Below are 10,783 nucleotides of genomic sequence, written 5' to 3'. Positions count from 1 at the left end.
GGGGGGCGTTTCCGCGAGACGCGGGCGCGCCGTAATCGTCCTCATAGCCGCGACCGCCGCCGCTTTCGCCACGCGGGGCATCGCTCTTACGGTCAAGAAACTGCACACGCTGGGCCTTGATCTCGGTGGTGTAACGGTCCTGGCCCTGCTGGTCCTGCCATTTGCGGGTCTGCAGGCTGCCTTCCACGTAGACAAGGCTGCCCTTGGTCAGGTAGTTGGCGCAGTTCTCGGCCTGGCGCTGGAAAACAGATACGCGATGCCACTCGGTGCGATCCACTTTGTTGCCGTCGCGGTCGGTGTAAGATTCGTCAGTGGCTATATTGAGGCTCGCCACAGGCGAGCCGCTCTGGGTATAGCGCAATTCGGGGTCGCGCCCCAGACGGCCGATGATCATGACTTTATTAAGCATGCGAAAGTCTCCGATAAATACTTCTTGTTCCGGATATCTCAGGCCACAAAGACCTTTTCAAGAGTATCCAGCACGTCTTCAAGTTTGTCACTTAAAATATTGGCCTCACGGGGCTGCCAGTCGGCCAGCGCCGTTTCCAGTGCCTGCTTGAGGCGCACGGCTTCTTCAATGCCCGGCCCCATGGCCTTGCGCCTGGCTTCGGACCAGGGCAGAAATTGCAGGCCGTCGCCAAGGGCGCGCACCATTTCAAGAACGCCGTGCTTTTCGTGCTTGATGGGTACGCTGAAGGCAAGTTCTGTGAGTTTGGGCCACAGTTTTTCAAGCAGGTCTTCATTCCATGTCACGGCAGTGACGCGAATCTGCAAAGCCTTGCCCATAAGTAGCCTCCGTGGGGTTTGACCAGCCGGAATGGTGCGGGTTCTATTCCTTTTCTGTCCATTCGGTCTGCACCCGCATGATCACGTCCTGGATGGCGGGCAGTTGGTCCTTGGGGCATACGCCCAAAAGCGGGGCGCCGGCGTCCATGTTGTCGTTGATCTTGAAGTAGACCGCATAGATTACCCCGTCGGGTCCCGTGTAGCAGAGGGGAACCTCGCGCTTCATGCGCGACATGATGAGCAGTTCCATGCCGTCCCGCACTGCCACGGACTGGGCGTCGGCGGCGCGGATTTTTTTGTCCACTTCAGGTGTAAAATAGTATTTGGCCCGTTCCGGCGCGCGGAAAAGGTGCAGGGTTTTTTTCAGGATGATGCTTTGCACCTCATCCTTGGTCAGCATGTGGCGCAGCACGGCAAGGGGTGCGCCCGCCTCCACAAACTGCCCTTCAAGCTCGCTGTGTATGACGCTCACCTCGCCTTTTTCGGGCGCGCAGATGGGCTTGGGATTGTGCTCGCGCTCCAGTGTGGCAATGAGCGTGCCGGGCTTTTCTTTCCACTGGCCCTGCGGGCCAAGGGCCTGATCGCCCTGCCTGAGTTCCGCAAAGGTGACGCGGCCCGTATGGGGCGTGCGGATGACGATTTCGCGGTAGGGCGAAGCCTTTATCTCGTCCAGCAGTGAAGATATGTTGATCATGCTTGGTCCGTTATATGCTTGGGCGTGCGTGCCGCCGGAGCGGCGCGGGCGCTTGGTTTCTTTCGGGGCTGTCCTGCTGCGTGCGACGGTCTTTTCGGGCCGCGTTTGCGCTGGCGCTGCGTGCCCCGTTCTTTTCGCTGTGGGCCGTGTGCGTGGTGCGCATCACCGTGTTCACCTGCCCGCATGCAACGGGGCATCTCTGGTACACACCGGGCGCGCACGGGTACACATTTGGGCCGCGTTGAACGTATCCCCTGTCTACAGCGATTGTTACGGCCGGGAACGGGCGTCATGATCTGGTCACAACGCCTTGCTCTCCGCTCCCGGCATGCTTTTTCGCCTACCGGTAATAAAGGTTTCTGCCGCCGATGGTGAGCAGAGCGCGGCAGGTCTTAGGCCCGCAGGGCCTTAGAGATGGCGACAGTGATTGATTACGCATCTGTACCATTATAACACCGCCTACCGGTAATAAAGGTTTCTGCCGCCGATGGTGAGCAGAGCCTGCTTGAGGTTGGCGCGCACCTGCCGTCTGTCCCATATGCCCTGGATGTGTCCGCGCGACAGGGCGCGGTAGGAGCGGTGGTACTTGGGCGGGATGTCCATCCCCGTGGTTTCCTTGATAACCCCCGGTCCGGCAAAGCCGATGTTGGAGGACCGCACGGCGAACTGATAGGGCGAGCAGCCGAGGAAGCTGGCGACCGGCCCGGCAAAGGAGTTGGTGTCGTAAAGCACCATGTACAGACCGCCGGATTCAATATAGCGGCGCACGGCCACGGTGCAGCGCGGCATCTGTATGACGCCGTGCGTGCCTTCCTGAATGCGTATGCCCGCCGTGCCGTGAACGTAGGCCAGGAAGGGATAGCGCTTTTTCTCTGCGCGCTGGGCGGCTTCCACAAACTTGTAGCCTTCGGCCGCGCCCACGGAGCCGCCGCGAAAGGTTCCCATAAGCATGGCGACGACCATCTTGGTGTTGTCGATGCGGGCCTCAAAGGTCACGCAGCCGCTTTTGGCCCCGGTTTTTTTCTGGGCAGCGGCGATGCGGTCATTGAAATCAGGGAAATCCAGCGGGTTGCCCGCTTCAATTTCGCTGTTGAACTCAAAGACCGATCCGGAGTCAAAGACATTCTTTACATACCATTCCGGCTCCATCGGAAAATGGTAACCGCAGTGGCTGCACACGCCCGCGAATTCGGCGAAGAGGTCGGGTCCCCACAGGTCCAGGCAGCCGTAAGAGGCGCTGTTGGGGCAGGTGACCGTGCGGTCGGCCTTGTAGCGCGGGGATATGTAGTTCCACTTGAGGCGGCGCGAATCGTCCGCCCAGGTGGAAAGGGCCATGAGTTCCTTGGCCTTGTTGTCCTGCTTGCCGGGCAGTTTGTGGGTGAGCTTGTGCCAGGGAGCCAGCAGTCGGCCCTTGAACACGTCCCATTCGTTGCCCATTTCTTCCATAAAGGTGCGGATGCGGCGCTGGTGCTTGCGATAGAAATCGTATTTGAAGCTGACCCAGGGCTTGGATATCCAGTCCCAGGCCGCACCGGCCATCTTGGTGAGGAAGGGTCTGCGGTCCCGTGCCGCCTGACGGGAAAGCCGCAGAAACTTCTGCTGGCGGCGTTCGCGCAGGCGGTCTTTGGCCTTGGAGGAAAGCCCCCAACGGGTATGCATTTCGTCCAGGTTGGCATCGGGCCTGCGCAGGCGCGAAAGCGTAAAGCCCTTGAGGATGGGCATGACGCGGGTGGAGACCACCACCTCGTCCGTGGCGCGTATGACTTCCTGCCGCAGGGTGCGGAAAAAGTCGAAGTGCCAGGGGCGCGCGCCCAGGGGCGGCTCCTGCACGATGCGGTCGATATAGCCGAACTTGATGTTGTCCTGCGCGGTGATCTTGAGGTTCTGGGCGCAGTGCTCGATCAGTTCGGGGGCGGCGCGCTGCCCTGCCTTGAGGCGGCCTTCAATGGCGGCGGCCCCTTCGGGCGAAATGACCGAATAGTAACCGTGCGAGAGCATAAGCCTTTTGTCTGCAAGGCCGATGGCCTCGGCCCCGCCGGAGCCGCCTTCGGAAATGACGGCGATGACGGGTACGCGCAGACCGGCCATGCTGTAGATATTGCGCGCGATCTGCTGCGCCGCGCCGGGGTAGTCCTCAATGGGATACGAGCCGGGCGTGAAGATGTAGGCATGTACGGGAATGCCCTCGGTTTCCGCCACGCGCATGTATTGCTGCGCCTTGGCGTTGCCCCAGGGCTTGACCGAGCCGCCGTTGCGGAATTCCGCCCCGTGGCCTTTTTCCTGCCCGATGACCATAACGGACTGGGTATAGGTCTTCTTGCCCCTGCGCCGGGTAATGACGGCGCGGGCAATGAGCATGCTGGGGTCCAGGCTGTGCTCGTCCTGTCCGCCGACTTCGGTGAAGTTGTCGTAGACGTTTTCCAGGATGTCCCGCAGGCAGATGCGCTGCGGGTGGCGAACGATGCGCACCTTGTCCATGGGAGTAATGCTGCCCTCAAGGCGGCGCTCCACATAGCAGAACAGGTCTTCAACCGTCGCCAGCTCCGCATAGGGGTCTTCAATTTCCCCTGCGCGGGCGCGTGCCGCGAAAGAGGTGAGCTTTTCTTCCAGCAGTTGCGCATTGTCTTTGTGCTTGCCGGCAAAAATGTCCACCATATAACTGAGCCTGTCGCGCAGACTCTGGATTCGTTTCTCTATATTGTTGTCCATAACTCGCGTGCGCCGCTAAACGGGTTTTTTGAGGTAATTGGAGCAGGATGAGTGCAGGGCGGCCAGCGGGTTGTTGCCAAGCATGCGATCCTTGACGGCCAGAACGGTTGTGGGGGCCTCAGGATAGCGCATGGCGAGAGTGTCGTGCGCCACGCACCGGCCCAGCAGAACATTGGGTTCCACCTTGGCGTCGTTCATGGTCCTGGCTTGCAGCACGGGCTTGCACCTGGTCTCCGGCCTGGCGGGATTGTGCATGTGCCCGGCGTCAATGCCAAGAGCGTTTTTGGATACATTGCCGACCTTGCAGATAACCGAAACCACTTCAAAACCGTGAGCCTCGAAAATGTCGGCAGAGACCTCGGCGTCTTCACGCGGGCCAATGCGGAACTGAAGTCCGAGACGTTTGTCTCCCATAGCCGTGGCGTATTCCATAATTTCAAGAATGCGCGGGTGGCAGGGAATGCGCGTGCCGCCGGGCAGCGTCGTGTAACAATTGTATTCAACAATGGCCGATTCGCGCGCCATGCGCAATGTGTCATCTTTATAACAGTCCAGCGCCTCATGGCCCAGGTCGTGACGCAGGGCAGCGGGGCAGTTGGCCGGGTGTTTGCCGCCGGCTTTGACGCACAGGCGATCTTCGCGCTTGAAGGGGCAGGCAGCGCATGTGGGAAACCGGGAGGTCCCCATAGTTTCCTCCTTTGGTCAGAAACGGAGAATCCGTTCCGTATTGGCCGCTAAAAAGTTTACGTTGGATTTCAGGGTGTCCCCCGCGCCGTTATGCCCCTCAAGGCGCAGGTCATACAGAAACTCAAGGCCACGGGCCTTGGCTTCTTCAAGGTCTTTGCCCCATATGATGGCAAGAGCCAGGTTGGGATCAAATTCTGTCGGAATTTCGTAAGGCTCCCGGGTCGGAACGTGGGTGAGCATGGTCAGCCAGGGCTGTTCTTTCCACTGGAAGCGCTCGATGCGTCCCACCCAGGGGGTGAAATTGCTGTCCGGGTCTTCGGCAATGAGCCGGTATTCAATGCCCACGCCGTCAAAGGTGATGTCGTCCTGGCCATAGCCCAGGGGATCGCCAAGGCCGATGCGTATCTGCTCGGCGATGATATCCACATCGCCCTGGCCTTTGACCTTCGAGATACGGGCCGAAACGCCGTTTTCCACCTGGATGCGGGTGTTTACTTCCATCAGGAACGGCTCGCCCTTGCGGGTGACGATCCATTCCCATGTACCCACGTTGTCGTAGCCGACCTTGCGGGCCATGGTCAGGGAGTAGTGGACGATGTCCTTGAGCACCTTGCCCGCGTCAAAAGTGTAGTCGAGTTCTTCCGGCACAAAACCGGGGGCCACCTCGACGCGCTTTTGCAGCCCGGTGGACTGGATGGAGCAGTTGCGCGTGCCGAAATGCACGGGACTGGTTCCTGTGCGGTCGGAAACAACCTGTACTTCAAGGTGGTTAAAGTCCGTAATGCGCTGCTCGATAAGCACGCCTTCGTCCTTGAACTGGCGCAGGGCATAGTTGCGGATGCGGCGGTAGACGGAACGGAACTGATCCGGGTCATACACTTCCTCAATGCCCATGCCGCCGCCGCCAGCCGATGCCTTGACCAGCACCAGCGGGCGGCTGATGCCCTGCTGGGCCTGAAATTCAAAGATGCTTTTGGCGATGCGTTCCGCTTCCATTTCATCATAGATGGGGCGGTCAGAACCGGGAACCGTCGGCACACCAAGGCTGCGCGCAAGGCGTTTGGTATTGATCTTGTCGCCAAGTTCGCGGATGATTTTCCACGAGGGGCCGATAAAGACAAGCTTGCGGTCGCGTTTGGTCACGCGGCGGGCAAAGCGGAAGTCTTCGGCAAAAAAACCGTAGCCGGGATGCACGGCGGTGCAGCCTGCCTCGTCAGCCACAGACATAAGCTCATTGGCATCGTGGTAGGAAGAAACGCGGAAAAGGCTTTTTTCTCCGCCTTCTTCGCGTGCAAGGCGCACATGGCCCGAAGCCGCGTCTTCGGCGGTGAATATGGCGGTAAAAGCCACGCCCAGCTTGCGGCAGGCCCGCATGATACGCATGGCGATTTCGCCGCGGTTGGCTACCAGAATTTTATGCTTGTGCAGGGGAATGGTTTCCTGAGCGTTGTCCAAGCCTGTCTCCCTCATTATGTGGCGCCTTGGGGGCGCAAGCGGTAGTTGTTGGTCTGATAGTTCCGGCGCGGCCACGGAGCGTGGCCGCCGAAGCGTAGTCCGGCCCGCCGGTTTGCCCTTGTGGGACTGGGCCGGGCGGGCTATACAGGATTCGTATCAACCGAGCATACGCACTTTCCGTGTGAAAATCCACACGCAGTACTGCGGGCGAACGAAAAAAGTCGCCCCGATTATTGCGCGGCATTGCCCGCTGTCGCCCCGTTGGGGCACGGTATCTTTGAGAACATCATTCTGGCGCTCCCTGCGCCGCTTGGCAGCGCAACCGGAGCAGATTAACCTTGAGAATGGACATTCTCAAAGTTTAAGACACTCTCGCTTCTTCGCTTAACTGCGCAAATAAATTGCGCTTACTCACGCAGCCGTCAGGGCAGCTTCAAGAAGAAACTGCTCTAAAATCAGGAGGGATAATATGCAAAATCCGCAAGAAGTCCAGTCGGCCGCAGCGGCTCTGCGCAAGGCTCTGGAGGCTGCGCCCTGTACCTTTTCACAGGTTATGGGCATGCGAAAAATCACCGGGGCGGCGGCAGAAGACAACAGCGCTCCCGTTGGTCTTGTTCTGGGTACGGGCCTTTCGGGCCTGGCGGACAGGCTGACGGAACGGGTAGCCATTCCTTATGCCGACCTGCCGGGTTTTCCCGTATCCAGCGTGGATTCGCATGTGGGGGCTTTTGTGTGGGGGCGTTTTCCCTCATCCTGCGGTGAGGACGATGCCCCGGGACGGCCCGTGCTTATCCAGCAGGGGCGTTGTCACCTGTACGAAGGCCGCAGCCCGGCCGAAGTGTGCATGGGGGTGCGCGTCATGGCGGCCATGGGCGTCAAAACGCTTGTGATCACCAATGCGGCGGGGGCGCTTAATCCTCATTTTGACGCCGGTTCCATCATGTGCATGAGCGATTTTATCAACCATACGGGACATTCGCCGCTGCTCGGCTGTAATTGCGATCAGTGGGGACCGCGCTTTCCCGACATGAGCGCGCCTTTTGACGCCGAGTTGCGTACCCTTGCTATGGAAACCTCGGCCAGGCTCGGCTTGCGGCTGGAACGCGGCGTGTATATCGGCGTGCGCGGGCCTGAAATGGAAACTCCGGCCGAAACGCGCATGTACCGGCAATGGGGAGCCGACGCCGTCGGCATGAGCACCGTGCTTGAGGTCATTGCGGCGCGTCATCTGGGTATGCGCGTGCTTGGCCTCTCATGTATTTCAAATAAAAACTTGCCGGACTGTATGACCCCGGCGCCCTTGGAAGAAATTATTCTTGTGGCCGCCCAGGCGGGTAAAAATCTGGGCCGCCTGATACGGGCAATGATGACAAAACTTTAAAAAGTACGTACAAGCGCAGCCCGGACTCATTTTTTTACACTAAAAGGCAAAGCGCCCATGCATCATAACGATTCTCTTCGCAACGTCGCCATTATAGCTCATGTTGACCACGGCAAGACCACTCTGGTGGACGCGCTTTTCAGGCAGGGCGGCGGCCTTCGCGCCGGCCAGCAGATGGACGACCGCGTCATGGACAATATGGATTTGGAACGTGAGCGCGGCATTACCATTGCCGCCAAAAACTGTGCCGTTTCGTGGAACGGCGTCAAGATCAATATTATCGACACACCGGGCCACGCGGACTTCGGCGGCGAGGTGGAACGTTCGCTTTCGATGACCACAGGGGCCATCCTTCTGGTGGACTCTTCTGAAGGCCCCCTGCCGCAAACCCGCTTTGTGCTGCGCAAGACACTGGAAGCCGGACTGCCCGTGGTGGTGGTCATCAACAAGATCGACCGCAAGGACGCCCGTCCCGAAGAAGTGCTTAACGAAATCTACGATCTTTTTATCGATCTGGACGCCAACGAGGCGCAGCTCGAGTTTCCCGTGCTCTACGCCATTGGCCGCCAGGGCGTAGCCATGAATAACATTGATGACGAGCAGAAAGACCTGACCCCTCTGTTTGAGGCCATTCTGAAGCATATTCCCGGCCCTGCGCACGACCCCGAGCAGCCCTTCCAGATGCTGGTGGCCGACCTTGACTATTCCGACTATCTGGGGCGTCTGGCTGTGGGCCGCATTATGCACGGGCATGTACACAGCAGGGAAACCCTTGCCTGCGTTGGCGAAAACGGAAAGCCGCGCGCCCTGCGCGCCACAAAACTTCAGGTGTACGACGGCCTGAAGCTTGCCGAGGTGGAAACAGCCACCCCCGGCGACATCGTGGTGCTGGCGGGCATTGAAGACGTGACCATCGGGGATACCATCTGCACCAGCACCAACCCCCGCGCCCTGCCGCGCATCAGGGTGGACGAGCCTACGGTAGCCATGCGCTTTGGCATCAACACCTCGCCCCTGGCCGGGCGTGAGGGCAAGATCGTGCAGAGCCGCGCCATTCGCGACCGCCTGGAAAAGGAAACCCTGCGCAACGTGGCCGTGCGGGTAGAAGACACCGCCGACCGGGATGCTTTTCTGGTCAAGGGGCGCGGCGAGTTTCAGATGGCTATTCTTATCGAGACCATGCGGCGCGAAGGTTTTGAGCTTTCCGTGGGCCGCCCTGAAGTCATCCTGAGAAAGGACGAAAACGGCAAAGTTCTTGAGCCCATAGAGCGTCTTTATGTGGACTGCGACGAAATTTTCATGGGTGTGGTTACGGAAAAGCTGGCCCAGCGCAAGGGCCGCATGCTTAACTGCGTCAACAACGGCACGGGCCGTGTACGTCTTGAGTTCACCGTACCCTCGCGTGGCCTTATCGGCTACCGTGATGAATTTCTTACGGATACCAAAGGTACGGGCATCATGAACTCGTATCTTGAGGGCTATGAGGAATGGCGTGGCGATTTTCCCACGCGCTTTTCCGGCTCTATCGTGGCCGACAGGGCAGGCAGCGCCGTGGCGTATGCGCTCTTTAACCTTGAGCCTCGCGGCGTGCTTTTTGTGGAACCGGGCAATCCCGTGTACGAAGGCATGATCGTGGGCGAGCATAATCGCGACAACGATATTGACGTGAACGCCACCAAGGAAAAGAAGCTTACCAACATGCGCGCGGCAGGCAAGGACGAAAACGTCATCCTGACGCCCGTACGCCGGATGACGCTGGAGCACGCCCTGCACTTTGTGCGCGAAGACGAGCTGGTGGAAGTAACGCCCCAGTCCATCCGCCTGCGCAAGGCCGAGCTTTCGGCCCAGAAGCGCTACCAGATCGCTGGCAGGCGCAAGGGATAGAAAGCGGTTTATCCGTAGGTTGCATGCAGACGCGGCAAGGATTCTTATGGAATCCTTGCCGCGAAACATTTGGGTCTGCTTTCAGGCGTATTTGCTTTTAGAGCAGTTAACGAATGAAATGAGTTAACTGCTCTGCAAGGATTTTCAGGAAAATCCTTGCCACGAAATGCGAGTAGGCAGGCTTTTGCCTGCCGTAAGCAAGCATTTCAAGTGTTAAATGCTCTAATAGTTATATTTCCAGCGTATGCCACCCCAGGTGCTCTGCTGTTCCGAGCGCAGTTCCAGACTGGTGCGCGGGGTCAGTTCAAGCTGAATGATAAAGGCCGTGCTGCCCTGTTTCATACCTTGCTGCACACCCACATAAATGATCTCGGTGATGTATTTCCCCATTTCCACGGCGGTTCCTGCGCCCATGCCCTCATCACCGGACGGGTCGCCGGACCCGCTGCTCGGCGTGGAGCTTAGACGCAGCACATCGACGCCCAGAACATTGCGCGTGACGTCAAAAATACCGCCGCCGCCCGAGCCGAAGCCCGCCAGTTGCGCCACGGCTCCGGCCAGCCGCAGGTTTTCCAGCCGCCCAAGTTCGTTGGTACTTTTGCCGAAAAGAATCTGGGCGAGTATTTCGTCCCGGGGCAGTTCCGGCTCACTGCTGAGCGAAAGCTTCATCTTGCGCACGGTTCCCGTGATGCTCACATAGGACGTAAGATTGGGCGTTTCATTGGCAAGCTTGAGGTCCAGCAGAGGGTTGCTCAGGGAACCGCCCGCAAAGGTGATTGTGCCGCGTGAGAGCTTGAATATCTTGGTCAGAAAGTCAAAGCTGCCCTTGACGGCCATGATCTGCCCCGTGATCTGCGGATCTTCGGGCGTGCCTGAGACCAGCAGGTCGGCTTTCCATTCACTGCTGAGGCCATGCCCTTCCACCAGAAAACGGCCGGGAATGACGATACGCAGGTTCAGGCTGCCCTTTGCTTCGGGCTTGCCGCTTGCGGCTCCAGCGGTGGAAACGCTTTGCGCCGTACCGGGGGCGGGGCTTTCGCTGATGGGCAGGGTGGTGACGCTGCCGCCCACAGCCAGCTTGTTCAATTGCACGAGGCCCTGGTTGACGGTGATCAGGCCGTCCACTTTGGGCGCGGTGGCGCTGCCTGTCACGCCCACATCGCCCGAAAGCTCGATGCGTATGTCGC

The 10,783-nt window shown here is 59.3% G+C and carries 9 protein-coding genes; 2 read left to right on the top strand and 7 right to left on the bottom strand.

The genetic code is table 11. The annotated features are described in order from the left end of the window. The 6 genes from V6C07_RS11380 to V6C07_RS11355 all read right to left on the bottom strand — a co-directional run. Window positions 1-409, bottom strand: a 409-nt coding sequence (locus tag V6C07_RS11380; RefSeq protein WP_333536600.1) for a single-stranded DNA-binding protein, incomplete at its 3' end; no start/stop codon positions are given. Window positions 410-447: 38 nt separating this feature from the next. Then, window positions 448-786 carry a hypothetical protein gene (locus tag V6C07_RS11375; protein WP_333536599.1) on the bottom strand — a complete coding sequence of 113 codons (339 nt, stop codon included), beginning with the start codon at window positions 784-786 and terminating at the stop codon, window positions 448-450. 43 nt (window positions 787-829) lie between these two features. After that, window positions 830-1,480, bottom strand: a complete 651-nt coding sequence (locus V6C07_RS11370; RefSeq protein WP_333536598.1) for a biotin attachment protein — start codon at window positions 1,478-1,480, stop codon at window positions 830-832. A 459-nt stretch (window positions 1,481-1,939) separates the two neighbouring features. After that, window positions 1,940-4,189 (bottom strand): acetyl-CoA carboxylase carboxyl transferase subunit alpha/beta, encoded by a 2,250-nt coding sequence (locus V6C07_RS11365; protein WP_333536597.1) that lies wholly within the window; start codon window positions 4,187-4,189, stop codon window positions 1,940-1,942. A 15-nt stretch (window positions 4,190-4,204) separates the two neighbouring features. Further along, window positions 4,205-4,876 (bottom strand): DUF1847 domain-containing protein, encoded by a 672-nt coding sequence (locus tag V6C07_RS11360; RefSeq protein WP_333536596.1) that lies wholly within the window; start codon window positions 4,874-4,876, stop codon window positions 4,205-4,207. Window positions 4,877-4,891: 15 nt separating this feature from the next. After that, entirely contained in the window at window positions 4,892-6,346 is a 1,455-nt protein-coding gene (locus V6C07_RS11355; RefSeq protein WP_333536595.1) for a biotin carboxylase N-terminal domain-containing protein, read from the bottom strand. A gap of 454 nt (window positions 6,347-6,800) precedes the next feature. Between V6C07_RS11355 and V6C07_RS11350 the strand changes: the two genes are divergently transcribed. Together V6C07_RS11350 and typA are read left to right on the top strand one after the other, a co-directional pair. Next, window positions 6,801-7,712 (top strand): purine-nucleoside phosphorylase, encoded by a 912-nt coding sequence (locus tag V6C07_RS11350; protein ID WP_333536594.1) that lies wholly within the window; start codon window positions 6,801-6,803, stop codon window positions 7,710-7,712. A gap of 57 nt (window positions 7,713-7,769) precedes the next feature. After that, entirely contained in the window at window positions 7,770-9,596 is a 1,827-nt protein-coding gene (typA, locus tag V6C07_RS11345) for a translational GTPase TypA (RefSeq protein WP_333536593.1), read from the top strand. 222 nt (window positions 9,597-9,818) lie between these two features. Here typA and V6C07_RS11340 read toward each other — a convergent pair. Beyond that, the coding region (locus V6C07_RS11340; protein WP_333536592.1) for a translocation/assembly module TamB domain-containing protein at window positions 9,819-10,783 on the bottom strand (965 nt) is incomplete at its 5' end.

The organism is Desulfovibrio sp. 1214_IL3152, from assembly GCF_036763055.1.
Taxonomy (GTDB): Bacteria; Desulfobacterota; Desulfovibrionia; order Desulfovibrionales; family Desulfovibrionaceae; genus Desulfovibrio.
The sequence above is the reverse complement of the archived record's forward strand: the minus strand, read 5'-3'. Positions and strand labels throughout refer to the sequence as shown.